At 59.0% G+C, this 26,371-nt stretch carries 20 protein-coding genes and 5 tRNA genes; 11 read left to right on the plus strand and 14 right to left on the minus strand.

Annotated elements, in window-relative coordinates; genetic code table 11:
* Positions 1-17: 17 nt before the first annotated feature.
* Genes ACGHUK_RS08465 through ACGHUK_RS08475 form a run of 3 tightly spaced genes read right to left on the minus strand, consistent with a single transcriptional unit; the run spans position 18 to position 3,710 of the window.
* The gene (locus ACGHUK_RS08465; RefSeq protein ID WP_390574023.1) at positions 18-2,498 is read right to left on the minus strand and encodes an excinuclease ABC subunit UvrA; all 2,481 of its coding nucleotides are present in this window, start codon (positions 2,496-2,498) and stop codon (positions 18-20) included.
* 18 nt (positions 2,499-2,516) lie between these two features.
* The gene (locus tag ACGHUK_RS08470) at positions 2,517-2,702 is read right to left on the minus strand and encodes a hypothetical protein (RefSeq protein WP_243139048.1); all 186 of its coding nucleotides are present in this window, start codon (positions 2,700-2,702) and stop codon (positions 2,517-2,519) included.
* Between the two features lie 18 nt (positions 2,703-2,720).
* On the minus strand, positions 2,721-3,710 hold the full coding sequence (locus ACGHUK_RS08475; protein ID WP_242961888.1) for an AraC family transcriptional regulator: 990 nt from the start codon (positions 3,708-3,710) through the stop codon (positions 2,721-2,723).
* A 170-nt stretch (positions 3,711-3,880) separates the two neighbouring features.
* Between ACGHUK_RS08475 and ACGHUK_RS08480 the strand changes: the two genes are divergently transcribed.
* The gene (locus tag ACGHUK_RS08480; RefSeq protein WP_337679817.1) at positions 3,881-5,044 is read left to right on the plus strand and encodes an MFS transporter; all 1,164 of its coding nucleotides are present in this window, start codon (positions 3,881-3,883) and stop codon (positions 5,042-5,044) included.
* 83 nt (positions 5,045-5,127) lie between these two features.
* Here the strand turns inward: ACGHUK_RS08480 and ACGHUK_RS08485 are convergent, their stop codons facing one another.
* Positions 5,128-5,505: a PH domain-containing protein gene (locus tag ACGHUK_RS08485; RefSeq protein WP_390574025.1), complete on the minus strand. Its 378-nt coding sequence runs from the start codon at positions 5,503-5,505 to the stop codon at positions 5,128-5,130.
* A gap of 144 nt (positions 5,506-5,649) precedes the next feature.
* On the opposite strand from ACGHUK_RS08485, the gene ACGHUK_RS08490 reads away from it, so the two are divergent.
* Positions 5,650-6,639, plus strand: coding sequence for a nucleoid-associated protein (locus ACGHUK_RS08490; protein ID WP_005945773.1), 990 nt, complete (start codon positions 5,650-5,652; stop codon positions 6,637-6,639).
* A gap of 192 nt (positions 6,640-6,831) precedes the next feature.
* On the opposite strand, the gene ACGHUK_RS08495 is transcribed toward ACGHUK_RS08490, so the two are convergent.
* From ACGHUK_RS08495 to ACGHUK_RS08515, 5 genes are all read right to left on the minus strand, one after another.
* Positions 6,832-6,907 (minus strand) — tRNA-Gly (locus ACGHUK_RS08495).
* 30 nt (positions 6,908-6,937) lie between these two features.
* Positions 6,938-7,013, minus strand: a tRNA-Phe gene (locus ACGHUK_RS08500).
* Between the two features lie 164 nt (positions 7,014-7,177).
* Positions 7,178-7,251, minus strand: a tRNA-Asp gene (locus tag ACGHUK_RS08505).
* Between the two features lie 3 nt (positions 7,252-7,254).
* A tRNA-Val gene (locus ACGHUK_RS08510) sits at positions 7,255-7,330 on the minus strand.
* A 6-nt stretch (positions 7,331-7,336) separates the two neighbouring features.
* Positions 7,337-7,412 (minus strand) — tRNA-Gly (locus tag ACGHUK_RS08515).
* 341 nt (positions 7,413-7,753) lie between these two features.
* Here ACGHUK_RS08515 and ACGHUK_RS08520 point away from each other — a divergent pair.
* Both ACGHUK_RS08520 and gltA read left to right on the plus strand, forming a co-directional pair.
* Positions 7,754-8,596 (plus strand): sulfide/dihydroorotate dehydrogenase-like FAD/NAD-binding protein, encoded by an 843-nt coding sequence (locus ACGHUK_RS08520; RefSeq protein WP_044954207.1) that lies wholly within the window; start codon positions 7,754-7,756, stop codon positions 8,594-8,596.
* A 1-nt stretch (position 8,597) separates the two neighbouring features.
* Positions 8,598-9,992, plus strand: coding sequence for an NADPH-dependent glutamate synthase (gene gltA, locus ACGHUK_RS08525; protein ID WP_005945766.1), 1,395 nt, complete (start codon positions 8,598-8,600; stop codon positions 9,990-9,992).
* Positions 9,993-10,074: 82 nt separating this feature from the next.
* On the opposite strand, the gene ACGHUK_RS08530 is transcribed toward gltA, so the two are convergent.
* The gene (locus ACGHUK_RS08530) at positions 10,075-10,731 is read right to left on the minus strand and encodes a sortase (protein ID WP_390574027.1); all 657 of its coding nucleotides are present in this window, start codon (positions 10,729-10,731) and stop codon (positions 10,075-10,077) included.
* Positions 10,732-10,811: 80 nt separating this feature from the next.
* On the minus strand, positions 10,812-11,795 hold the full coding sequence (locus tag ACGHUK_RS08535) for a Na/Pi cotransporter family protein (protein ID WP_390574028.1): 984 nt from the start codon (positions 11,793-11,795) through the stop codon (positions 10,812-10,814).
* 202 nt (positions 11,796-11,997) lie between these two features.
* Here ACGHUK_RS08535 and ACGHUK_RS08540 point away from each other — a divergent pair, with 202 nt between their 5' ends.
* From ACGHUK_RS08540 to ACGHUK_RS08550, 3 genes are read left to right on the plus strand one after another with little or no spacing between them, the layout of a single operon-like run.
* The gene (locus ACGHUK_RS08540; RefSeq protein WP_242702969.1) at positions 11,998-12,504 is read left to right on the plus strand and encodes a MarR family winged helix-turn-helix transcriptional regulator; all 507 of its coding nucleotides are present in this window, start codon (positions 11,998-12,000) and stop codon (positions 12,502-12,504) included.
* Positions 12,501-14,807 (plus strand): ABC transporter ATP-binding protein, encoded by a 2,307-nt coding sequence (locus ACGHUK_RS08545; protein ID WP_390574030.1) that lies wholly within the window; start codon positions 12,501-12,503, stop codon positions 14,805-14,807. The genes ACGHUK_RS08540 and ACGHUK_RS08545 overlap by 4 nt, the downstream gene beginning before the upstream one ends.
* Position 14,808: 1 nt before the next feature.
* On the plus strand, positions 14,809-16,620 hold the full coding sequence (locus ACGHUK_RS08550; protein WP_223389618.1) for an ABC transporter ATP-binding protein: 1,812 nt from the start codon (positions 14,809-14,811) through the stop codon (positions 16,618-16,620).
* Positions 16,621-16,833: 213 nt separating this feature from the next.
* Here ACGHUK_RS08550 and ACGHUK_RS08555 read toward each other — a convergent pair whose 3' ends face one another.
* Complete coding sequence (locus ACGHUK_RS08555; protein ID WP_223389616.1) at positions 16,834-17,757, minus strand: LysR family transcriptional regulator; 924 nt, start codon at positions 17,755-17,757, stop codon at positions 16,834-16,836.
* Between the two features lie 160 nt (positions 17,758-17,917).
* Between ACGHUK_RS08555 and ACGHUK_RS08560 the strand changes: the two genes are divergently transcribed.
* From ACGHUK_RS08560 to ACGHUK_RS08575, 4 genes are all read left to right on the plus strand, one after another.
* A complete protein-coding gene (locus ACGHUK_RS08560) occupies positions 17,918-19,948 on the plus strand; it encodes an FAD-binding protein (RefSeq protein ID WP_223389608.1) in 2,031 nt (676 codons plus the stop codon).
* 201 nt (positions 19,949-20,149) lie between these two features.
* The gene (locus ACGHUK_RS08565) at positions 20,150-21,070 is read left to right on the plus strand and encodes an AAA family ATPase (RefSeq protein WP_005945749.1); all 921 of its coding nucleotides are present in this window, start codon (positions 20,150-20,152) and stop codon (positions 21,068-21,070) included.
* Entirely contained in the window at positions 21,070-22,824 is a 1,755-nt protein-coding gene (locus ACGHUK_RS08570) for a hypothetical protein (protein WP_390574031.1), read from the plus strand. Before ACGHUK_RS08565 ends, ACGHUK_RS08570 begins: the two co-directional genes overlap by 1 nt.
* A 308-nt stretch (positions 22,825-23,132) precedes the next feature.
* Positions 23,133-23,885: a hypothetical protein gene (locus tag ACGHUK_RS08575; RefSeq protein WP_097777578.1), complete on the plus strand. Its 753-nt coding sequence runs from the start codon at positions 23,133-23,135 to the stop codon at positions 23,883-23,885.
* Between the two features lie 47 nt (positions 23,886-23,932).
* Here the strand turns inward: ACGHUK_RS08575 and ACGHUK_RS08580 are convergent, their stop codons facing one another.
* A complete protein-coding gene (locus ACGHUK_RS08580; protein ID WP_390574033.1) occupies positions 23,933-25,216 on the minus strand; it encodes an amidohydrolase family protein in 1,284 nt (427 codons plus the stop codon).
* 135 nt (positions 25,217-25,351) lie between these two features.
* Complete coding sequence (locus ACGHUK_RS08585) at positions 25,352-26,338, minus strand: substrate-binding domain-containing protein (RefSeq protein ID WP_154260449.1); 987 nt, start codon at positions 26,336-26,338, stop codon at positions 25,352-25,354.
* Positions 26,339-26,371: the final 33 nt, after the last annotated feature.

A 26,371-nucleotide genomic window follows, 5' to 3' on the forward strand; every position in this document is an offset into this window, starting at 1 on the left:
GGGCGTTGCTTTTTCTATCAGATATACCGCCCGGTGATGCTCTCCGGGTTCTGTCTTACCTGTTCCGGCGTACCTGCCGCCACGATGCGTCCGCCGGCATCGCCGCCGCCCGGCCCCATATCCACAAGGTAATCCGCATTGCGGATCACATCCAGATCATGCTCAATGACCACCACGGTGGCACCGTTCCCGATCAGCTTCTGGAACACGCCCAGCAGGGTCTGTACATCCAGCGGATGCAGGCCGATGGTGGGTTCATCGAACACGAACACACTGTCTGCCTGCCCCTTGCCCATCTCGCTGGCAAGCTTCAGCCGCTGGGCTTCGCCGCCGGAAAGGCTGGGTGTCTCCTCGCCAAGGGTCAGGTAGCCAAGGCCCAATTCTTTCAGTACCTGCAGGCGCTGGCGCACAAGCTTGCAGTCCGCACAGGCTTCCAATGCAGTGGACACATCCATGTCCATCAGGTCGGCCATGGAGGCTGGTTCGCCGTTCGCCGTGGGCAGCTTCACTGCCGCCGCTTCCCGACTGTAACGCGAACCGCCGCAGTCCGGGCAGGGCACTTCTACATCCGGCAAAAACTGCACATCCAAACTGATGACGCCGGTGCCGTCACAGGTGGGGCACCGCAGCTTACCGGTGTTGTAGGAGAAATCGCCCGCCTTATAGCCGTGGTCTTTGGCATCCTGCGTTTTGGCAAACAGCTTGCGCAGCTCATCGTGCACATTGGCATAGGTGGCCACGGTGGAGCGCACATTGATGCCGATGGGCGTTGCATCGATCAGCTTCACCTGCGCGATTTCCTCGGCCTCCACGCTTTTCACATGCGCTGGCAGGGCTGTGCCGTTCACCTTTGCCTGCAAGGCCGGGACCAGGCTTTCCAAAATCAGGGTGGTCTTGCCGCTGCCGGACACACCCGTAACCACGGTCAGCCGCCCCTTAGGCAGTTCCAGTTCCAGCGGCTTCACAGTATGGATGGCCGAGGTTGCCAGATGGATGCGGCCCTGTGCAAACAGTTCATTTTCCGGCACATGAGGCCGGGCGTTCACCCCCGCCCTGCCTGCAAGAAACGGGCCGATCTGAGAAGCCGCGTTCTGTTCAATTTTCGGAATGCTGCCCTGCGCGATCACATGTCCACCCTTTGCACCGGCTTCCGGCCCCATCTCGATCAGCCAGTCAGCTTCCTTTAAAATTTGGGTATCGTGATCCACCAGCACCACCGAGTTGCCGTCGGCCACAAGGTCGTGCATCACATCGGTCAGGCCTTCAATGTTAGAAGGATGCAGGCCGATGGACGGCTCGTCCAGCACATAGAGCACACCGGTGGTACGGTTGCGCACCGCACGGGCCAGCTGCATCCGCTGGCGCTCACCGGTGGAAAGAGTGGAAGCGGAGCGGTCCAGCGTCAGGTAGCCAAGGCCCAGTGAAAGCAGCCGTGCCGCTGCCGTCTGGAAGGATTCGCAGATATTGCGGGCCATGGGCCGCATCTCTTCCGGCAGACCGTCCGGCACACCCGCCACCCAATCGGTAAGCTGCACAAGAGTCATCTGACAAGCCTTGTCCAGCGTGATGCCCCGCAGCTTTGGGGTACGAGCCGCATTACACAACCGGGTGCCGCCGCAGTCCGGGCAGATGCCTTGCCGCAGGAACTTTTCCACCCGCTTCATGCCCTTTTCATCCTTGACCTTGGAGAGGGCGTTCTCCACGGTATAGGTGGCATTGAAATAGGTAAAATCCAGCTCCCCGGCCTGATTGGAATTTTTGTTATGATAAAAAATGTGCTTTTTCTCCGCCGGGCCATGGAAAACGATATCCTTTTCCCGGTCGGTCAGGTCGCGGAAGGGCACATCGGTGCGCACGCCCATCTCCCGGCAGATATCCACCATCAGCGACCACATCAGGCTCTTCCACGGGGCCACGGCACCTTCGTCGATCGTAAGAGAATCGTCCGGCACAAGGGTGCTCTCGTCCACGGTCATCACCATGCCGGTACCGCTGCAGGTGCGGCAGGCACCCTGACTGTTGAAGGCAAATTCTTCAGCGGAAAGCGCGCGCACGCTGGCACCGCACTGCGGGCAGAGCAGCGGCTTTTCTGCCGCCACGGCAAGGCTGGGTTCCAGCCAGTGGCCGCACTGCGGGCAGGGATAGCTGGAAAGACGGGAGAACATCAGGCGCAGACTGTTCAGCAGTTCCGTGCCGGTACCAAAGGTGCTGCGGATGCCCGGCACAGCGGGCCGCTGATGCAGTGCCAGTGCAGCCGGAACATACAGCACTTCGTCCACCGATGCCTTTGCCGCCTGCGTCATGCGGCGGCGCGTATAGGTGGAAAGTGCGTCCAGATACCGGCGGGAGCCTTCGGCGTAAAGCACGCCCAGCGCAAGGCTGGACTTGCCCGAACCGGACACACCCGCCACACCCACGATTTTGCCCAGCGGCACATCCACATTCACGTTTTTCAGGTTGTGCACCCGCGCGCCGCGGATCCTGATATGGTCGACCATCTTCTCTCCCCCCTGCCGTCACTGCTTCTTTTTTAAATAGTATCCAATGCCAATGGCATCTGCCAGCGCCCAGCCGATGGGCACGCTGAGCCAGATGCCAATAACGCCCAGCGGCGTGGCCGAAAGCAGATAGGCCAGCATCAGCGGCAGAGCAAACAGCAAAATGCTGCCGGTGATGGGGCCTTTGGTCAAACTACGCTGCATTGTTTCCGATTCTCCTTTTTATAACGCTGTTTCAGCCGGTGCACTGGCTCTGCCGCCGTCCCGCCTTGAAAGAGACTGCTCTCTTCCTGCAAACTTCTGACGGTACTCTCTGGGCGTGCAGTGCTTGATCTCCCGGAAGGTCTTTGTAAAGTAGCTGGTATCCGAAAAGCCGCAGTCGGCACCGATCTCGCCGATCTTCATGCTGGTGGAAAGCAGCAGCTCGGCGGCCTTTTCAATGCGGTACTGCTTGACATACTGGATGGGTGTGATCCCCAGCAGCTGCCGGAAGCTGCGCAGGCAGGCGCTCTCACTCAGGGCCACGCAGTCGGAAATGCGCTCCACGTTCAGTTCCTCAGCATAATGCTCTTCCACAAAACGCAGCATCTGTTTCATGCGCTGGGCCGCGATCTGCTCCTGCTGAGAGACCTTTGTTTTTCCACCCTCGCACTGCATTCCCAGCAGATGCACCGCCGCCGAAAGATGGTACCGCGCCTGATTCTCATAGTCAAAGACCTCTTGGGCCACTGCGTCCCAGACTTCCCGCAAATGGCAGAGCACGGCCTTCTGCCCGTCGTCTGCCTCGTCCAGCAGAAAGAACGCCGGTGCTCCCGGCTGAAGCAGCGGGTGTACGAGCTTTTGCCAAAAGATGGTATCCATACCGCCGATCAGGCGCGGATGGAATACCCCGGAATGCAGCAGGGCATCCCCGGTCTCAGCCTGCTCCACCGCATGGAACACTCCGGAATTGACAAACACGCCCTGCCCAGTCTGCAAAACCAGCCGGGCTTTGCTCACGTCCACCGCCAGCGGGCCTTTTACGGCAAGGATGTATTCAAACTCTTCATGCCAATGCCATGCTACCGAGTAGCTTTTGAGGTCCTCTTCATAGCAGGCAATAGGAAACAGTGCGCTGCCGTGCTGCACCAGTTCCCTGCCCTCGTCATCCGCCACAACATCCGGCAGGCAGTTGAGCCCGCCCGCTGCTGCACAGCTGGTCTGAAATGCCACGATCAGCCATCTCCTTTCCGTCAAGGTGCACATCCGCATCCGCGCCGGTTTTGTTGTATCAATCGGGCGTTTTTATCCTAATATTCCGCTCCGATGTGTGATATTATTACATCAGCAAAGTACAAGATGCATTGCAAGTATAACACGCTTCCCGGAGGAACTCAAGATTTATGGTACAGCTTCTGCTTCCGATCATTTACATCTCGTTCATCAGTCTGGGCCTGCCGGATTCCCTGCTGGGGTCGGCGTGGCCCTCCATGTATCCGGCGCTCGGTGTGCCGGTGTCCTATGCGGGGCTGATCTCCATGATCATCTCCTTTGGCACCATTGTTTCCAGCCTGAACAGCGACCGGCTCACCCGTGCGCTGGGCACCGGAAAAGTGACCGCCCTCAGTGTGGCCATGACAGCTGCCGCGCTGTTCGGCTTTTCGGTCTCCACACAGTTCTGGATGCTGTGCCTGTGGGCCGTGCCCTATGGGCTGGGTGCAGGCAGCGTGGACGCGGCCCTGAACAACTATGTTGCCTTACATTATAAAAGCCGCCACATGAGCTGGCTGCACTGCATGTGGGGCATCGGCACCATGATCAGCCCCATGGTCATGGGCCGGGTGCTGGCAGGCGGCGGGCCGTGGACATCCGGCTACCGGTACATTGCCCTGTTCCAGATCCTGCTGAGCGCAGTGCTCTTTTTCAGTTTGCCGCTATGGCAGAGCCGTACTGCAGGCACCGACACCGAAACTGCTTCGACGCAGGCGTTGAGCCTTGGACAGGTATTCCGTCTGCCGGGTGCCAGAGAGGTGATGCTGTGCTTCTTCTGCTACTGTGCATTGGAGACCACGGCCGGTCTATGGGCCAGCAGCTACCTCACACTGACGAAAGGCGTTGCCGCCGGCACTGCCGCCAGCTTTGCCAGCCTGTTCTACATCGGCATCACTGCCGGGCGCGCCGCCTGCGGCTTTTTGACCCTGAAATTCAACGATACGCAGATGATCCGCATGGGTCAGTGCATTCTGGCCGCAGGGGTGCTGGCTCTGCTGCTGCCCGGGCCGCAGATCCTTGCCCTGAGCGGTCTTGTTCTGGTGGGGCTGGGCTGTGCGCCCATCTATCCCAGTATCATCCACTCCACGCCGGAACACTTCGGCGCGGACAGATCGCAGGCGGTCATCGGCATCCAGATGGCAAGCGCCTATTTGGGCAATCTGGCCATGCCGCCGCTGTTCGGCCTGCTGGCAAACAACATCACTCCGGCACTGTTCCCTTTTTACCTGCTGGCACTGCTGGTGCTCATGGTATTCATGCACGAACAGCTGGTGCGCAAAACAAGCCGCTGCTAATTCTGTCATTCTCCTATTTTATATACAGCAAAAGGCTCCCTGTCCGGTCTCGGGCGGGGAGCCTGCTGTTTTAAAGGAGTTATTTACAGGATGCACCGGCTGATGGCGTTGGCGACCGCAAACAGTTCCTGCTGGCCGATAAAGCCGAACTTTGCCTCGTGTGCGTCCGCAAAGCAGACGGTCAGCTGCGATGCCTGCATCGGGTCGCCAAAGCCTGCCGTCTGGATCCCGAAGTGCAGCACCTTGCGGTACGGCAGCACAAAGATCTGCTGCCGGGTTCCGGTAACGCCCTGCATATCCACCATGATGATGCGGTGGGTGGTAAAGATCACCTGATCGCGCACCGTCTTGTAGGCGCCCACGATACTCTCACCGTCCAGCAGCAGCACGCGGGCATTTTTGCAGATGTCCTTTTCCTGAAGGCGGATGAGGTTTTCCATTGGCTTATCACGGAATTCCATGTTTTTTTTCCCCCTTTCCTGCGTGGTTTTCTGCCCTTATTGTAGCATTCCTGCAGGCGGTTTACAAGATGTGCTCTCGCCTTTTGGGCCGGGCTGTGCTATACTGTATGCCAAAGAGATTCTTATAAAAACGAGGTAACTCCCATGGAGATCATCATTCATCAGGCCATTCTGCACGTGCTGGACACCACCATGGATGCGCCTGTACTCAGCGGCAGCGGCATGGAAATGACCGCCGAAAAGACCGCCTATTTCCAGTACCACATCGAAAAGCTGCTTGCCAGCGACGATATCCGCCAGTGCCGCCCGCTGCCGGATTCCGCCTTTAAAAACGAGCTGGAGCACAACCACGATTTTGTGGACCTCTCCTGCCGCATCGCAGGCGTTCTGTTCGACTACATGCACGCGCACACCACCATTCCGGGGGCAGACCTTGCCGTGGTGGATTTTACCCGCGATGGCGAGCCGTGGCTGGGCATCCTGAAGCTGAACTACAAAAACGGCTACACCCACTACACCGAGAATGTGGAGGGTGCCCCGGTGAACTCCATCATCCAGCAGCGGGCCTGCCTGCCCAGCCAGAGCGGCAAGGTGGAGGAAGGTGCCCTTGTCAATCTGACCGACTACTCCATGAAGCTGCTGGAAAAAAAGTTCGACATCGACGGCCACAAGGATTTTTACCTTTCCACGGTAGTGTTCCAGTACACCACCGCCCAGCCGGAAAAGAAAAAACTGCAGGCCATTCAGGAAGCCGCCGTGCAAGCCGTGCAGGAAAACTACGCAGATCAGCCCCACGTAGAGGCTCAGGTCGCGATGCTGATCGCCAATCAGGCCGCAGACAACGACAATCAGGTATCCATCCAGCAGGTGCGTCAGCAGTTGGAAGAGGAATATCCCCTTGCCGCCGTGCCCTTTGATGATTATGTGGAAAAGAGTGATGTGCTGGAAGCGCCTGAGCAGCCCGTGACCGTGACCCCTGCGCGCATCCGCCGCATGGAGAGCCGCAGCATCCACACCGCCAACGGCATTGAGGTGAAGATTCCCACCGAACTGCTCAACTCGGACAACGAGGTGGAATTTCTGCACAGCGACGACGGCAGCATTTCGCTGCTCATTAAAAATGTGATCCTGTAAGAAACGATTTAAAATTGTCTCCGCGCACGGATCGCGCTCCGACAATATCAGCGGAATCATTATTTTCATATTTGCAAAAGCCGAAAAATCTGCGGATTTTCCGGCTTTTCTTTTTTCACAGGAAGGAGCCGTAACGGGGAACAACAAAAAAGCCATCGTTTTTGCATTTCTGCATCAACGATGGCTTCGTATTGGAGCGGCCGACGAGGCTCGAACTCGCTACCTCCACCTTGGCAAGGTGGCGCTCTACCAGATGAGCTACGGCCGCATATTGGAAACCCTGCTGGATTTCCTTAGCTGGTGCCTCCGATCGGAATCGAACCAATGACACGGGGATTTTCAGTCCCCTGCTCTACCGACTGAGCTACAGAGGCATAAGCGGTGCAATTATCCCTGCACCCTCCCACTCGTATTTCAAGCGGGGCCCCCGCAAAAATTTGCGAAGCAAAGTTTTGTGGGGAAGAGGAGAAAGTCTGGCGTTCATCACGGCAGTCTTGCTTGCAAGACCGCCCGATGAACTGCAGGACTTTCGACGAAGCGACCCGGATCGGGCTCGAACCGACGACCCCCAGCGTGACAGGCTGGTGCTCTAACCAACTGAGCTACCGGGCCAAATGGTGGAAGTTAACGGGCTCGAACCGCTGACCCTCTGCTTGTAAGGCAGATGCTCTCCCAGCTGAGCTAAACTTCCACAAAATGGAGCGGCCGACGAGGCTCGAACTCGCTACCTCCACCTTGGCAAGGTGGCGCTCTACCAGATGAGCTACGGCCGCACATTCCATGTGTTTGTGCCGGACTGTTTACCGGCGACGCTGATTATTATACCGTACCGCCCGGAAATTGTCAACCACAAATTTGCATTTTCTGCAAAAAAGTTGGAAACCCGCCTGTTTGTATTCAAAAGACTTCACTTTTGTGGGCTTTACCTGTGTCATCATTCAAGTTTGTCACGACATACACGAAGAAAATTGATTTGCTTTCCCTTTTGTAAACTATTATAATGGAGAGTGTCATTTTGTCGCCTGTAAGAGCTGCGTCTGTTATGCCGCTGAGGGCATACAGGCGCGTTTTCGTGCGCAGAAATAGGAAAAGCCAGCATAAAGGAGCAAACACAATGTATAAGATCACTGAAAAAGTCGCGCTGAATCCCACCGTGACGAAGATGGTCATTGAAGCCCCGCTGATCGCCAAAAAGGCAAAGCCGGGCCAGTTTATCATTGTGCGCCCGTTTGAGGACAGCGAGCGCATCCCCCTGACCGTGGCCGGTTACGACCGCGAAAAGGGCACTGTGGATATCATTTTTCAGATCGTGGGCGGTACCACGATGGAGCTGAACAGCCTGCAGGTGGGCCAGAGTGTCCACGACTTTGTAGGCCCGCTGGGCCGCGCCACCGAGGTGGAAGGCCTGAAGAAGGTATGTGTCGTGGGCGGCGGCGTAGGCTGCGCCATCGCTCTGCCCATTGCCCGTGAGCTGCACGAGCAGGGCTGTGTGGTGCACAGCGTAGTGGGCTTCCGCAATAAGGACCTGCTGATCCTTGAGGACGAGTTCAAAGCCTGCAGCGACGAGCTGCGCATTATGACCGACGATGGCAGCTATGGCACCAAGGGTGTTGTTACCGCTGCACTGGACGAGCTGGTGGCCGCCGGCAACCAGTACGATCTGGTCATCACCATTGGCCCGCTGATCATGATGAAGTTCGTGGTCAAGACCTGCCAGAAGCATGGCCTGAAGAGCATCGTTTCCATGAACCCCATCATGATCGACGGCACCGGCATGTGCGGCGGCTGCCGCCTGACCGTTGGCGGCGAGACCAAGTTCGCCTGCGTGGACGGCCCCGACTTTGACGGCGATCTGGTGGATTTTGATGAGGCAATGGCCCGCGGCACCATGTACCGCCCGTTTGAGGCACACGCCCGTGAAGCGGCATGCAATCTGCTCAATCAGGAGGTAAAATAAGATGGCTTTCAATATGGACCCGAAGAAGTGCCCCATGCCCACGCAGGACCCCAATGTGCGCAACAAGAACTTTAAGGAAGTTGCACTTGGCTACACCGAAGAAATGGCCGTGAACGAAGCAAAGCGCTGCGTGCACTGCAAGAACAAACCCTGCCAGACCGGCTGCCCTGTGGGCATCGATATCCCCGAGTTCATCGGCCATGTGGCCGAGGGCGACTTTGAAGCCGCTTATCAGGTGATTAACCGTTCCTCTTCCCTGCCCGCTGTCTGCGGCCGTGTATGCCCGCAGGAGAGTCAGTGCGAGGGCAAGTGCACCCGCGGCATCAAGAACGAGCCGGTGGGCATCGGCCGCCTGGAGCGCTTTGTTGCCGACTGGCACCGTGAGAATGTGCACACCGCCCCCATCGTGCCCGAATGGAACGGCCACAAGGTGGCCATCATCGGCGCAGGCCCTGCCGGCCTGACCGCCGCAGGCGATCTGGCAAAGCTTGGCTACAAGGTCACCGTTTACGAGGCCCTGCATGTGGCCGGCGGCGTGCTGATGTACGGCATCCCTGAGTTCCGTCTGCCCAAGGCCATCGTGCAGCAGGAGATCGACGGCCTGAAGAAGATGGGCGTTGATTTTGAGTGCAATATGGTCATTGGCAAGGTGCTCACCATCGACGAGCTGATGGACGAGTACGGCTACGAGGCCGTGTTCGTAGGCTCCGGTGCCGGTCTGCCCCGCTTCATGGGCATCCCCGGCGAGAGCCTGAAGGGCGTCTACTCTGCCAACGAGTTCCTGACCCGCTCCAACCTGATGAAGGCTTATCTGCCCACCAGCAAGACCCCCATCCGCACCGGCAAAAAGGTCGCCGTTGTGGGCGGCGGCAACGTGGCTATGGACGCTGCCCGCAGCGCCCTGCGTCTGGGTGCCGAGACCGTGTACATCGTCTACCGCCGCGGCATGGCTGAGCTGCCCGCCCGTAAGGAAGAGGTGGAGCACGCCGAGGAAGAGGGCATCATCTTCAAGACCCTGTGCAACCCTGTGGAGATCCACGCCAACGACGAGGGCTTTGTCAAGTCCATCACCTGCATTGAGATGGAGCTGGGCGAGCCGGATGCTTCCGGCCGCCGCCGCCCCATCGAAAAGAAGGGCAGCGAGTTCGAGCTGGATGTGGACACGGTCATTATGAGTCTTGGCACCAGCCCCAACCCGCTGATCCGCTCCACCACCCCGGGTCTGGAGACCAACAAGCACGGCTGCATCGTTACCGACGGCGACGACGGCAAGACCAGCCGCGATGGTGTGTACGCCGGCGGCGATGCCGTGACCGGCGCAGCCACCGTCATCAAGGCCATGGGCGCAGGCAAGGCTGCTGCAAAGGCCATTGACGAGTACATTCAGAGCAAGTAATCCCCTGTGAAGGTGGGCACCGCCCACTGAATACCGGATATGAAAAATCCCCTGTGCCAGCGCACAGGGGATTTTTTGCATCTTATTCTGCGGTCTCCGTTGTGAGCGCCGGGTAGCCCGTCCGCACGCACCGCACAGCGCACCGGGCGCTGCCGCCGGTGGTGCAGGTAAAGAGGGTCAGATCCCATTCATCGGACTCCTCCGTCTTTTCGGTCATTTCCTCAATTTGCGTGGGCTGCAGGTTTTCCACATAGGAGACCTCGTAGGTCCAGCGCATACCGTCCATATCCGTAAAATAGACCTGCGCGCCCTCGGTCAGCCACTTGATGGGGCTGAAATGCTTTGCATAGTTGTGGGCGCAGACCACCATGTTATCCGCATAGGTGGAACCGGAGTAACGGCCCGGTGCGATTTTCAGACCCGCATAGCTCCACTGGCTCATCACCGGCAGTTCCAGCCCGATGGACGGAATGGACAGATAGCCGATGTAATCCCCGCCGTTCAGTTCGGTCACGGTCATTTCCTGCGTGGGGTCCAGCTCCGGCTGCAGCGCCACGGTATCCGATTTTGCCTTTTCCTCAATGGCAGCGTTCAGGGTCTGCTCCAGCTCGCCCAGCACCTCCTGCGAGGCCTTGTCTGCACGGGATGCATCCCACTTGTTATAGGCCAGCAGGGCTGCTGCCGCAAGGATCAGCAGCGCGCCCAGCAGCATACACACTCTTCCGATTTTCTGTCGCATAGCAATGTTTCCTTTTTGTTCCGCGGTAGGTTTCAACCCTTTCAGTATATGCGCAATTGGTATGTTTGTCCAGTAAAAGCTTACCGCACTGCCCGGTCCGGCACAAGGCGGCACACAAACCGCACCATCAGCGGGGTCAGCGGCAGCCACACCAGCGTGCACACCACATTGAACAAGGTGTGCGCATTCGCGATCTGCCGGGCGATCACGGCAAGCTCCGGCCCTTTGGGCGAAAGTGCAGCCGTCAGCCGCACATACAACGGCAGACCGGCGCAGAATACCGCCGCGCCGGTCAGATTGAACACTGCATGGGCCGCAGCCACCCGCTTTGCGTCCCGGTTTGCGCTCAAGGATGCCAGCACTGCCGTGATGGTGGTGCCGATGTTATCGCCCAGCAGCACCGGCAGCGCACCCGCAAGACCCAACAGACTGCTGCCGTCCAGCCCGGGGCGGGCTGCAAAGTTCTGCAGCAGGGCAATGGTAGCCGAGCTGCTCTGCACTGTCAGGGTCATGCCAAGCCCCGCCAGCAGCCCCAGCCATGGGTGCTGCCGCACCCGACCCAGCCAGTGCACGAACACCGGGCTTTGCGCCAGCGGTTCCATAGCAGTGCCCATATCGGCAATGCCCTCGAACAGCAGGCCAAAGGCGAACACCGCCCGGCCAATAGCCCGGCCCTTCCGCCCCGCACAGGCAAAGCAGAGCAGCAGCCCGGCCAGCAGCACAAGGCCGCGCACATCTTCCAGCCGGAAGGCCAGCAGCTGTGCGGTAATGGTGGTTCCGATGTTGCAGCCAAAGATCACCGGGACCGCCTGCCGCAGGGTCAGCAGACCCGCACTTACAAAGCCCAGCACCATCACCGTGACTGCCGAGCTGCTTTGCAGTACCGCCGTGACCGCAGCCCCCGCCAGCACGCCCCGCACCGGGCTGCCGGTCACAGCGGCCAGCAGGCTTTTCAGGCGGCTGCCTGCCGCTGTTTCCAGACTGTGGCTGAGCGCATCCATGCCGTATAAAAACAGTGCCAAGCCGCCAAAAAGTGTAAAAATTCTTGTCAGGTTCTGTTCCACTGCCGCCGCCCCTCCCGCAGAAACGTTTCTTATTCTATTTATGCAGCTGCCGGGCGGTTCAGGCTTTCTGCCGTTCTCCCCTTTTTGTGAACTTTTTTAAAATTATCCTAAACTGCCCTTGCATTCTGGGTGCCGGAGGAATATTATTGTCAGGCGTTAATAGTTAACAGCTGTTAAGCATTTTGCAATGAGGAGGGATAGAATGTTGAACGAGACCGAAGCCGCCGCGAGCTTTCACGGCCTGTGCCATTTTTTCGGACGGCTGAGCAAGGCATCTCGGGCCGGCATGAAGGCGGCTCTGCGGGGCTGTCCCAAGTGCCACTTTCCCATGCTGGAGGGTCTGGCTCACACGATCAGTACCCGCGGGCAGAACGGAGCGGTGTATGTTTCCGATTTTGCCCGGGAGGCACACCAGCCGCTGCCGGCCATCAGCCGCAGCCTGCGCCAGCTGGAACAGGACGGCCTTGTTCTGCGCGAAGCGGACCCGGCTGACCGGCGCAAAACGCTGGTGCGCATCACGCCGGAGGGCTATGCCGCCTGTGCCCGGTGTGAAGATGCCCTCAGCGATTATTTTGCCTGCGTGATGGCCCGGCTGACACCGGAGCAGGTGCAGCAGATGAATACTTTGCGCGGCGCACTGATGGATGCCATTCTTGCGGAAAACGCTTCCCGTGAAGCAAAAAACAACGAAGGGAGAACCGAACTATGACGAAAATTTTCAAGCAGCTGGCCCGGCACTGGGCCGTCTGTCTTGTGGTGTTCTCGCTGCTGTTCGTGCAGGCGTACTGCGATCTTTCGCTGCCGGACTACACCAGCAGGATCGTGGACACCGGCATCCAGCAGGGCGGCATTGAAAGCCCCCTGCCGGAAACGATACGCCAGAGCACGCTGGATGCCCTCACGCTTTTGATGAGCGAAGAGGACGCCGATGCGCTCCAGAACGCCTACGGGTATTATCTTCAGGACGACGGCGTGCTGAAGCTGCGCACCGACCTGACCGATGACGAGCGCACCGCGCTGGAGGATGCCGTCACCACGCCGGACATCGTGCTGTATATGGCCGCCGCGCAGGCAGCGAACGCCCCCGCCGGGCAGGACACCATGGGCATGACCGGCCTTGCTGACATGCAGGCGGCATCCTCTGAGAGCACCACCACGGATAGCGAGACCGTCACCCCCACTGCCGAAGATCTGGACACCGTATGCGCCCAGTTTGCCGCTATGAGCCAGATGCCCGGCTTCACCCGCGAAGCTGTCCAGCAGCAGCTGGCCGGTGCTTTTGCCAGTCTGGATGATACCCTGATGGAGAACCTCAAAAGCCAGTCCATGCTGCTGGTGCAGCTGGAATACGAGGCACAGGGCATTGCCCACGATGTGCAGATGCGCTACCTTTACCGCGTAGGCGGCCAGATGCTGGGCCTGACTTTGCTGATGGTGGCTGTGTCCATTGCGGTGGGCTTCCTCGCCTCTCGTGTGTCCGCTGCCATTGGCCGCGACCTGCGCCGTGAGACCTTTGCCAGCGTCATCGGGTTCTCCAATGCAGAGATCGAGAATTTTTCCACCGCATCTCTCATCACCCGCACCACCAACGACATCCAGCAGGTGCAGTTCGTCTGCGTCATGCTGCTGCGCATGGTGGCCTATGCGCCCATTCTGGGCATTGGCGGCGTGCTGCATGTGCTGAACAGCAGCACCGGCCTTTCCTGGATCATCGTGCTGGATGTGGCCGTTCTGCTGCTGCTCATCCTCTTCCTGATGAGTGTGGCCATGCCCAAGTTCAAGATCATGCAGAAGCTGGTGGACCGGTTGAACCTCGTCAGCCGCGAGATTCTGACCGGCATCATGCCGGTGCGTGCCTTCAGCCGTGAAAAGTTTGAGGAGGAGCGCTTCGACAAGGCCAACAAAGACCTGATGAGCACCCAGCTGTTCACCAACCATGCCATGGTTGCCATGATGCCCTTTATGACCCTCATCATGAACGGCACCAGCCTGCTGATCGTCTGGTTCGGCGGCAAGGCCATGGACAACGGCACCATGCAGGTGGGCGAGATGATCGCATTCATCACCTACACCATGCAGATCGTCATGTCCTTCCTGATGCTGGCCATGGTGGCCGTCATGCTGCCCCGCGCCGGTGTGGCTGCGGAGCGCATCGACGAGGTGATCCGCACCAGGGCCACCATCAACGACCCGGACGAAGCTGCTGCAAAGCCCGCGCAGGAGCACGAAAACTGGCAGGGTGAGGTAGAGTTCCACGATGTGAGCTTCCGCTTCCCGGGTGCGGACAGCGATGCGCTGGAGCACATCAGCTTTACCGCAAAGCCCGGCGAGACCACCGCCATCATCGGCTCTACCGGCTGCGGCAAATCCACCCTGCTCAACCTCATCCCCCGCTTTTATGATGTCACCGGCGGCAGCGTGACCGTGGACGGCATCGATGTGCGCAATATGCCGCAGGCACAGCTGCACGACCTGCTGGGCTATGTACCCCAGAAGGGCGTGCTGTTCAGCGGCACCATCGACTCGAACCTGAAGTTCGGCGGGGAGCACATCACCGATGCCGATGTGAAAAAGGCCGCTGCCATTGCGCAGGCCACCGAGTTCATCGACGCAAAACCGCAGGGCTACCAAAGCCCCATTGCACAGGGCGGCTCCAATGTGTCCGGCGGCCAGAAGCAGCGCCTTTCCATTGCACGCGCCATTGCCAAGGACCCCAAAATTTATCTGTTCGACGACAGCTTTTCTGCCCTCGACTTTAAGACCGATGTTGCCCTGCGCCGTGCACTGAAAGCCCAGACCGATAACGCTACCGTTATCATTGTGGCACAGCGCATCTCCACTGTGCTGCACGCAAACCAGATCCTGGTGCTGGACGAAGGCCGCCTGGTGGGCAAGGGCACCCATGCCCAGCTGATGGCTTCCTGCCCGGAGTATCAGGAGATCGCCCGCAGCCAGCTGAGCCAGAAGGAGCTGGACCTCAAATCTCTGAATACCGAAAAGGAGGGTGAGTGATATGCCAAGACCCGGACGCATGACGACCGAACGCGCCAAGGACTTCAAGGGCACCCTGCTGCAGCTTGTGCGCAACCTTGGCCGCTACCGCCTTTCGCTCGTTACCGCCATTGTATTTGCCATTCTTTCTACCATCTTCAACATTGCAGGTCCCAAGGTGCTGGCAAAGGCCACCACGGCTCTTGCCACCGGCTGGATCGCCAAGCTGCGCGGCACCGGCAGCATCGACTTTGTGTATATCGGCCGCATCCTGCTGTTTTTGCTGGGCATGTACCTGCTGAGCAGCGCCTTCAGCTTTATTCAGGGCTGGCTCATGACCGGCCTTTCCCAGAAAGTCTGCTACGACTTCCGCAAGCAGATCAGCGAAAAGATCAACCGCCTGCCCCTTGCCTACTTTGAAAAGCGCACCGTGGGCGAGGTGCTGTCCCGCATCACCAACGATGTGGACACGCTGGGCCAGAGCCTGAACCAGAGCATCACCCAGCTCATCACCAGTGTGACCACCATGATCGGCGTGCTGGTCATGATGCTGTCCATCAGCCCGAAGATGACCCTGATCGCCCTGCTGATCCTGCCGGTCTCGCTGGTGCTGGTGCTCATCGTGGTCAAGTTCAGCCAGAAATACTTCAAGGCACAGCAGGCCATTCTGGGCGTTGTGAACGGTCAGGTGGAAGAAGTCTACTCCGGCCACAACGTGGTCAAAGCCTTCAACCGCGAGGCCGTGGTGCTGAACGACTTCAACGCCGCCAACGATAAGCTGTACGAATCCGCATGGAAGAGCCAGTTCCTCTCCGGCCTGATGATGCCCATTATGAACTTTGTGGGCAATCTGGGCTACGTGGCAGTGGCCATCGTGGGCAGCATTTTTGCGGCAAACGGCACCATTACCATCGGTGACATTCAGGCCTTCATCCAGTACGTCAAGAACTTCACCCAGCCCATCCAGCAGCTTTCTCAGGTGTCCAACATGCTGCAGAGCATGGCCGCTGCCGCTGAGCGGGTGTTCGAGTTTCTGAACGAGCCGGAAGAGGATCAGCAGGCAGACCCGGCCCGCCGGGCCGACCCCGGCTGCATCAACGGTCAGGTGACATTCAGTCATGTCCGCTTCGGCTACACCCCGGACAAGACCGTCATCCGCGATTTCAGCTGTGAGGTCAAGCCCGGCCAGAAGGTGGCTATCGTCGGCCCTACCGGCGCGGGCAAAACTACCATGGTCAAGCTGCTCATGCGCTTCTATGATGTGGATTCCGGTTCCATCACCCTGAATGGCCACGATGTGCGTGACTTTGACCGCAGCGCTCTGCGCGAGGGCTTCGGCATGGTGCTGCAGGACACATGGCTGTTCAAGGGCACCATCATGGAGAACATCCGCTATGGCCGACTGGATGCTACCGACGAAGAAGTGATCGCCGCCGCCAAGGCTGCCAACGCTGACCACTTCATCCGCACCCTGCCCGGCGGCTACCAGATGGAGCTGAACGAAGACGCTTCCAACGTGAGTCAGGGCCAGAAGCAGCTGCTCACCATCGCCCGCACCATTCTGGCAGATAACCGCATCCTGATTTTGGACGAGGCCACCAGCAGCGTGGATACCCGTACCGAGCAGCGCATCCAGACCGCCATGGACCGCCTGATGGAGGGCCGCACCAGCTTTGTGATCGCACACCGTCTTTCCACCATCCGGGATGCCGACCTCATCCTTGTAATGCGAGATGGCGATATTGTGGAGCAGGGCACCCACGACCAGCTGATCGAAGCAGGCGGCTTCTACGCCGACCTGTACAACAGCCAGTTCGAGGACGTGGTGGAGTAAAGCAGCCGCCATCGCAGTATAAGCACAAAAATAGCACCTGCCGCCTTCCTTTCCGAGGGCAGCAGGTGCTATTTGTTTACCCTCTCAGTCATCGCTACGCGATGCCAGCTCCCCCGAGAGGGGGAGCTTTTCAGCAGTTACCGGTCAGCTGCAATAGAGCTCTCCCTTCGGGAGAGCTAGCGCGAATGCGCCTGAGAGGGTTTTCTTTTTTCTTTATTCCTCCACCGGTTCCAGCTTCAGGCCGAACAGCTTTTCCGAGAGGGACGGCAGCAGCTGCTGCAACGCGCGGACATAGGCCATTACCACCGGGTCCTCGCGCTTTTGTCCCAGCACGATGCCGAACCGGTGTCCCCTGCCCCAGTCCAGTACCCGCACAAAACTGAGGTCCGGCCTGCGGTAATAGACCGCAGGAACCATCTTGAGCGCAGGATCCCCATAGGATGCGCTGCGGATGCCGCCCACCGGCGTAAAGTTCACTCCGCGCTCCAGCCCCTCCTGCAGCAGGCTGGTCTCGTAGACGGTCTGGTACATCTCTTTGACGGGCAGCCAGCGGTATTGCAGCGCCTGCTCCAGACTCAGCCTGCCCACCGGCATATCGGCGGGCGGGTGGATGGGAATGCACAGCTCCGGCACATAAAGCAGCGGGATGAAAGTGAACCCCTGCGCGTAAAATTCCGCACTTTCCAACTGGAAAGAAAGGTCCGCGTCCCCTTTTTTCAGGCTGCGCCAGACCTCGCTGCGACTGGCGCACTGCATCATAATAGACGTGTATTGCAGACACAGCTCGTTCGTCAGAGAAAACAGGTCGTACCCGAACATCCGCATCGCCTCATGGCTCCATGCAATGACCAGATGCCGTTCCGGCGGATTTTCCTGCTGTTGCACTGCGCGGGCATGGCGCACTGCCTCCTGATACAAGGCCGTCAGCTGCTTTGCCTTGGGGTAAAAGTCCCGGCCTGCCGGGGTCAGGATCACCCGGCGCGGTACATGCTGGAACAGTTCAAACTGCAGTTGCCCTTCCAGCGTGCGGATCTGCTGCGAAAGCGCCGACTGCGAAAGATACAGTGCCTCTGCTGCTGCCGAAAAACTGTCCATCTCTACGATCTTCACAAATCCATCCAGTGCACTCTGGTTCATTTGCGCGTCCTCGCTTTCTTACATTAGGATTTTCTAAATTATAATATAACATAATTGAATTGTAAAGTGCGTCACTCTACGCTACAATTGTTAAAGATTCAGCAAAGTGGTTTTTACCCTGCTGCACGATAAGAAGAGAAAAGAGAAAGAGAGCGTACCTATGAACAAGATCTCCCGCAAGGGCTTTCTGAAGATCGCCGCTGCCGCCGCCATGAGCGGTGTCACTGCCGGCGCACTGGCTGCCTGCAATTCCGCCTCCAGCTCCACTGCCTCCGGTGCTGCCGGTCAGTACATCCCCGGCACCTACGAGGGCACCGCCGAGGGCATCTCCTCCACCGTCAAGGTCACCATGACCTTCTCTGACAGCGCTGTTACCGACGTGGTGGTGGACACCTCCGGCGAGACCGCTTCTTTCGGCGCTGCCGCTGCCGATGAGCTGCGTGAGCAGCTGATGGCTGCCGGTTCTGCCGAGATCGACGGCGTTTCCGGCTCTACCATCACCTCCGATGCCGTGATGAAGGCTGCCAAGAGCTGCTACGCACAGGCAAAGGGTGAGGCCGTGGTGTCCAGCGTGCAGCTGCCCACAGGCGACGCAAACGACTGGCTGGGCAAAGAGCCTGATATCGACGAGGCTGCCATCACTGAGACCGTGGACACCGACATTCTCATTGTGGGTGCAGGCAACGGCGGTATGTTCGCTGCCGCCTATGCTGCTGCCAACGGCCTGAACTTCCGTGTTATCGAGCAGAACGCCAACGTGCAGGACACCCGTCACTGGTACGGCGCTGTTGATTCTGCTGCCGCTAAGGAGGCTGGCGAACCCGCCACCGATAAGGCAAAACTGCTGAGCGAGATCTCCCGCTACGCCTCCGGCAAGTGCGATCAGCGCGTTGTCAAGACCTGGATCAACGAGTCTGCCGCCATGCACGACTTCATGCGCAGCATTCTGGAAGATAAGTACGGCTGGGTATGCGATTTCACCTCCGGCAGCGAGGCTGCATGGCCTGCAGAGAATGCCGAGCACAACACCGACTACCTCTACCCTGTGCAGGAGCACAACTACATGGCCAGCGAGAGCGCATCCGGCCTGCCCCGTAATGAGCTGCTGCTGCAGTACATTCAGGAGCTGGGCTACGATGTGGACTTCAAGACCAGTCTGGCCAAGCTGGAAAAGAACAGCGAGGGCCGCATTACCGGCATCATCGCCCAGAGCACCGAAGATGACCACTTTATCCGCTACAACGCCAACAAGGGCGTGCTGCTGGCCTGCGGCGGTTTCCCCGGCAACCCCTACATGATGGAGCAGCTGGACCCGCTGGGCACCAGCGTGACCACCGCCTGCTCCTACTCCCCCGCCGACAAGGGCTACGGCATCCGCGCTGCTGTGTGGGCCGGTGCCAATCTGGACAAGGAAGCCGCTCCCATGCTGTTTGACCGCGGCGTTGTTGCCCCCGGCGTGGATGGCGGCTATGTGGACAGCGACACTGCCTTTGGCGGCAAGGCCTTCCCCGGCAAGATCCGCCAGTACAACCCCGGTACCCAGCCCTTCCTGAAGGTGAACCGCAACGGCGAGCGCTTTGCCAACGAGAGCTGCCCCTACAACGATATCGTCTACGCTGCCGCCCACCAGCCGGGCCGCGTCTACGCACAGATCTGCGATGCCAACATTCTGGAGGACGCAAAGCGTTTCCACACCATCGGCTGCTCTGCCCAGACCCGCAACGGCGGCGAGAAGTACATTCAGGGTAAGATGGACGAGGCTATTGAGGCCGGTGCATTGTTCAAGTGCGATACGCTGGACGAGCTGGCTGACAAGATGGGCTTTACCGGTGCTGCCAAGGACACCTTCCTTGCTACCGTGGAGCGCTACAATGAGCTGTACGACAAGCAGAACGATGAGGATTTCGGCAAGCCCGCTTACCGCCTGAGTGCCATCCGCACTGCGCCCTTCTATGGCTGCTGGCTGGGTGCCTCTCTGCTGACCACCGAGCAGGGCATTGCCATCAACGAAAAGGGTCAGGCGCTGGACAACAACAACCAGCCCATGGAGGGCCTGTATATCACCGGTGATATGTCCGGCAGCTTCTTTGCCAACAACTACCCCTGCCTGATGGCTGGTGTGGCCATGGGCCGCACCCTGACCTTCGCCATGAAGGCCGTCAAGCAGATGGCGGGTCTGGATAACGCCTGACCCAGCGCGGTTTTCCGGCACAACTTAAGCGTTTTTCCATTTCTTCTTTCTTCATGAAGAGAGGCGGTCCCTGTTTGGGGCCGCCTCTCTTTGCTATTTTTTCGCCACGTGCCCCCTACACAAATCCCCACGATTGTGCTATGATAAAGCTGAACAGCCGGTTTGTGCCAGACAACCGGCAAAATCGAGGTGTTTGTACAAATGTCTGATCTCCTTGAAACTCTGCAGCAGGAAGGGGTAGACCCCGCTCTGCTGGAAGCAGTCCAACAGTACCGCACTGCCCATGCCCTGCCGGACGCACTGCGCCCGCGCATCCCTTCCCCTGCCTTTACCTACTACGGCAAACAGGTGTGGGAGCAGGCGCTGGCGGCGCTGCTCTGCGGTGAAAACCTGCTGCTGGCAGGCGGAAAAGCCACCGGCAAAAACGTGCTGGCCGAGAACCTTGCCGCCGCCTTTGGCCGTCCTGCGTGGGACATCTCCTTCCATGTGAACATGGATGCGGCGTCCCTCATTGGCATGGACACTTTTGCGGACGGTCAGGTGGTGTTCCGGCCCGGCCCGGTATACCGCTGCGCCCAGTGCGGCGGCTTTGGTGTGCTGGATGAGATCAACATGGCCAAAAACGAAGCGTTGGCCGTGCTGCACGCGGTGCTGGATTTCCGCCGCGCCATCGATGTGCCCGGCTACGACCGCATCCCGCTGGCGGAGGAGACCCGCTTTATTGCCACCATGAACTACGGTTATGCCGGCACCCGTGAGCTGAACGAGGCACTCACCTCCCGTTTCGTGGTCATCCAGATGCCCACCATTACGCAGGACGATCTGGAAAAGCTGCTGCGGACGCAGTTCCCCGATCTTGCTTCCAAGTATGTGCGCCAGTTTGCACTGCTGTTCCTTGACCTGCAGAAAAAGTGCGACAGTGCGGAAATTTCCACCAAGGCGCTGGATCTGCGCGGTATGCTGGATGCCCTGCGGCTGATCCGGCGCGGCATCCCGGCAGGCGCGGCACTGGATATGGGCATCACCAACAAGGCCTTTGACTCCTACGAGCAGGGCCTGATCCGTGATGTGATCGCAGCGCGCATTCCGGCCAAGCTGGATGCCGCCAAGCTCTTTGGCTGATGGACGCCCAGAGTTACACCGCGCAGGAGCGGCGTGCGGCCAATCAGGTCTGGGCTGCTGCAGGAGCCTATGGCTTTGAGCCGCTGTTTCTGGCCCGCTATACCGACGGCACCACCGATTTTTACATGAACACGGTCGTGGGCCTCATCCACAAATATTACGGTGACGCGCTGATTCGCAGCATCTTTGATGCATGGGACGGTGATCTGCGGCAGACCATGCTGGACGACATGACATGGCTGTATCTGGAAAATGCAGCCTATCGGCTGGAGCTGCCCCGCCGCCCGGTGCTGGAAGCGCTGCGCCATGCCCATGCAGATTACTTTTTTGCGATTCAATACAAGCTCTCCCGTCAGGAGTGGATGGCAAAAAATCAGCTGGTGTACACCATGCAGGCTGCACGCTGGCGGCGTGTGCTGGGCCGTGCCGACCCGGTGATGACCCCTTACGAGTCCGGCCTTGCCGCCGCGCTGGCCCCGGAGCATGTGCCGGAGCCGGAACAGCTGAAAGCCGAAATTTTATCGATCTACGCAAAATTCAACCTGTTCGACGGCACTGTGCACCAGAGAGCAGCTTTGCATCTGCATCTGGACGGCCTGCTGGCAAAGCTTGCCACCAAAGCCATGCCCACCCAGATGATCAAAACGGACCGCGTGACCGTGGAACACTCAAGCTCCGTGGATGCTGTGGGCGGCGGGCTGGCGGTGGACAAGCGCCGGGCCCACATCGCCCTGAAGCAGAATGCCGCGCAGGACAGAGCCTACATCGAAAGTTGCTTCGGCCGCTCTCTCTACCCGCCGGAACGGCTGCGCAAGGCTGAGCAGGAGCTTTGCGTGGGCGACCATCTGGGGTGCCATTTGTGGTTCAGTGCCGGTGTGCCCAGCCCGGAGCAGGCTCCCACACCGGAAGCAAAGCATCTGGCTGAACAGGCTGAGCTGCAGGCCGACCGCAACCGCGCTTATTACGCCAAAAATCGGGAACTGCACCGCAGTGTGGTGCTGCGGCTTACCGAGCAGATCCGCAACTGCATCCTTGTGCACCAGCAGCCCAACGCCCGTGTTGCCCGCAGCGGCAACCTGAACGCTGGGCGCATCTGGCGCGCACCACTTTTGAACGATGACCGGGTGTTTTTGTGTGCCGAGGAAGAGAACCAGCCCTCTTTTACGGTAGACCTTTTATTGGACGCATCCGCTTCCCGCCTGCACTGTCAGGAAGTGATCGCGGCTCAAGGATCCATTTTGGCCCAGAGCCTTGCGGCCTGCGGGATCCCGGTGCGGGTGTCCAGCTTCAGCAGCCTGCGGGGCTACACCGTACTGCGGGTGCTCAAAGGCTTTGCAGACAAAAACCTGCAAAACATCAACCGATATTTTGCTTCCGGCTGGAACCGTGACGGCCTTGCTCTGCGGGCCGCAGGCGACCTTTTGCAGTATGCGCCCGGTCCTGCGCCGCGGCATCTGCTCATCGTGCTGACGGACGCTTCGCCCAACGACAGCCGCCGCATCCCGCCCAGTGCAGAAAACCCGCTGGGCTGCGGTTACGAGGACGCTGCCGGTGTGGCTGACACTGCCGCGCAGGTGCGTGCGCTGCAGCGCATGGGCATCCGGGTGTCGGCTGTGTTCATGGGTGAGGACAGCTCTGCCGGTGCCGCTGCACAGATCTACGGCAAAAACATGGCCCGTATCCGCGGCATGGACCAACTGGCCCGCGCGGCCGGGCGGCTGATCCAGAACGAGATCCGTGAACTGGGCGATTGAACCATATTTTACCAGAACAGCCCACAGATGGGAGGCTTTGGCCTTGCCGTCTGTGGGCTGTTTTTGATACAGAACACAACTGATTCACTCTTGCAACAACCATGTTTCGGGTCACTGTTGCAGGATGCGCGGAAATATTTTGTTTTTCAGCAAACTTATAGTTGTTTTTTGTTGCGAAGTATGCTATACTATGTTCAGTCAATAAAACATTCCTGCGTAAGCCGCCTGCTGTGCACCGGGTCGTTTGGCGCAGTGCCCATCCGTTATACAACGAACTGCTGTGTTATAGTTTCAGGAGGGAACCGATCATGGATGCCAACCGTTATTTTGATGCCATGCACAACGCTATGTCAGCTCAGCACCCCGGTGCGCAGCTGCTTTTAACGGTAAAGCTGCAGGACACCTGCGGCAACGATGCCTGCCTGGAGCTGAAGCAGCTGCCCGGTGAGAGCACCTCCATTCTGTGCTACTCCACCATGGGTCGCCGCTGCCTGAACTTCCAGCTGTTCCGCAAGGGCTGGCAGCTGTGCCACAACGCCGATGGGCAGCTGGTGGGCCGCTTCCCTTCCAGCGCCGACGGCCTGATCGACGAGACCGATTTCCGCGCCTACTGCCGTGAGGACCGGCTGGATATGGCCCGCACCCAGCGCATCACCGCCGAGCTTCGCCAGTGCGCCGGTATCAATTATCAGGGCAGCATCCCGCAGAACGCCCGCACCGGTGCCGTTATTACCGTGGAGAGTTTTGTAGGGGCCGGTGCTCGCTGGACCTACTGGAGTCAGGATGTTCTGCCCAGCCTGCCGCTGGGTGCCATCCTCTACTGGCTGGCGGATCATCTGGCCGGTGCCGAGCGCCGCACCCTGCAGGCCGACCCGCAGGCAGCCCGCCTTGCCGCCCAGTGGCTGGCCGGTGATACAGCCGTATTCTTCCATCCGTCGGTGCCGATGACCGCCATGAATACGGTCTCTTCCGGCTCTGCACCCGCACGCCGCCGCACCACTGTGCCCGCTGCCCGCAACAAGAGCTGGCAAAGCATCATGGCCGTGATGGCAGGCATGTGAACGAAAAAGCAAGGAAAGACCGATCGTCTCTCCTTGCTTTTTCAGTATTATTCGAGGTACGGGTCCAGCAGGGCATCCACCGTTTTGTTCCGCTTGGGATTCGGCTTTTTGATCACATAGCCGCGGCAGACCACCAGTTCCAGATGCTGCAGCGCACGCAGGTCTTCCAGTGGATTGTGCTTTGTCACAATAAAATCTGCGCTCTTGCCTGGCTCAATGGAACCGGTCACGTCTCCTACTCCGGCCAGCTGAGCATTGCGCAGGGTGGCCGTGTACAGGGCGAACTGGTTGCTTACACCGCAGTATTTGTGGAAGTAGCACAGCTCCCGCCAGAAATCGTACTGGGTGATGTACGGGCAGCCTACATCGTTGCCCAAGGCCACCGGGATGCCGTTAGCAAGGGCGGTCTTTGCGCTTTCCACCACACCGTCAAACACGATCTTGCCGTTATACTGGTCCTTTTCCGAAGCGCCGGAAACCGCTGTATCGAACAGCGCATAGGGCAGCGCCGGGGAGATAGTGGTGCACACAAAGGCTCCCCGCTCCTTGTAAAGCCGGATGGTCTCATCATCCATCTTTGCTCCGTGCTCAATGGAATCCACACCGTTTTCCAGCGCCACCTTTACACCTTCTGGCGACTCGGTGTGTGCCGCCACGGTATAGCCCAGCTTGTGGGCCTCGTCGCAGACGGCTTTGACCATTTCCGGCTTCATCTTCAGCTCGCCGGGGGTTCCCTTTTCGGTGGCATCCAGCACGCCGCCGGTGATCATCAGCTTGACAAGATCCACCTTCTGTCCGCTGGCCTTTTTGAGCTGAGCCAATGCTTCGGCATTGTTATGGGCCGCAACTGCCACCGAGCCTGCCATATGTCCGCCCGGCACCGAAATGCCCTCGTTGGCAGCAAGGATGCGCGGTGCCAGCAGCTTGCCAGCTGCAGCATCATCACGGCAGCGGGTGTCAAAATCTGCAATGCCGCCCACGGTGCGGATGGTAGTCACGCCACCCAGCAGTTCCAGCTTCGCGTAGCTGCATACCAGCCTGTAGGCCACCGCACGGGTCAGGCCATTGCTCAGAATTTTGCGCACCAGCGCAGCATTGTCCCGCGGCTTTGCGCTGGGCTTGCCGTTGCCTGCCAGATGCACATGCAGGTTGATCAGGCCCGGGCACAGATAGCCTCCGTGCAGATCGATCACCTCATAACCGTCCAGATCCACGCCCTCATCGACAATGGCAATGATTTTATCATCCTCGGTCAGCAGGATCTTGTGCGCTTCCGGCTGCATCTGCTCGGTGCCATCCAGCAGGATCCCGTTCGTATAGGCACGTTTCATTGGGAACATCCTCTCTTTTTCAGGTTTTTTCGGACAGGAGTTGTTTTGTTCCAGTATAGCATGTTCCGGCAGATGGTGCAATGCAAAAACGGGCAGGAAAGGTTCAGCCCTCTCCTGCCCGCTCGGTGTTTTTATTTACTGTGCGGCTGCGCTGGAAGCCACTTCGGAAGCAGCAGCCTCAGAAGATGCGGCTTCCGAAGAAGCAGCTTCGCTGGATGCGGCATCTGCGCCGCCGGTCACGCCGCCCTCAACGACCAGCTCATCCTCATAGTCAAGGCCGTAGGTATCCACCAGAGTCTCCTCATAGTCCTTGTGGAAGAAGTTCTCCTCGCCCAGAGCCTTGATCTCCTCGTTCAGCCAATCCAGAACGGTGGTGTTGCCCTGGCTCACAGCGGGAGCAATGGTGTCCTGACTGCCCAGAGAGGGAATGCCGACCGTGTAGCCGGTGTTCTGCTTTGCAAATGCAATGACCTCGGTGTTATCGTTGGCCCATGCCACGCCGTTGCCGTTCTCCAGTGCATTCTTGGCCGTTGCATAGGAATCGTACTTCTGCAGCGGAATGTCGGGGTACTCCTTGGTCAGGTAGGTCTCGGCGGTGGTGCCGGAAATGACGATCATCTGGTCGTCAGCGTTCCAATTGTCCAGAGTGGTGATAACGTTGCTGTCCGGAGAAATGACACCCAGAGCCACGTTCATGTAAGGCAGAGCAAAGTCCACTTCCTCTGCACGCTCCGGGGTCACGGTGAAGTTTGCCAGGATCACATCCGCCTTGCCGGTCTGCAGGTACTCGATGCGGTTTGCAGCCTCGGTGGAAACGAAGTTGATCTCTACGCCCAGATCCTCGCCCAAACGGCGGGCAAAGTAGACATCATAGCCCTGATATTCGCCGTTCTCGTCCACATAGCCGAACGGGTTCTTATCGGAGAACACGCCGATGTTGATGGTGCCGGACTCCTTGATCTGATCCAGAGTGCGGTAGACCACGCTGCTGCCGGATGCTGCGCTGCCGGATGCTGCAGTGGAAGCAGAAGAAGAGCCGCCGCATGCGGTCAGAACAGCGGCAGCGGAAACTGCACCCAGACCCAGCAGGAAGGAACGACGAGAGATCTTAGACTGTTTCATAATGATTACTCCTTTACAAAATCTTTCCCATTT

This window comes from Faecalibacterium sp. i25-0019-C1, assembly GCF_042854225.1.
GTDB classification, from domain to species: Bacteria; Bacillota; Clostridia; order Oscillospirales; family Ruminococcaceae; genus Faecalibacterium; species Faecalibacterium taiwanense.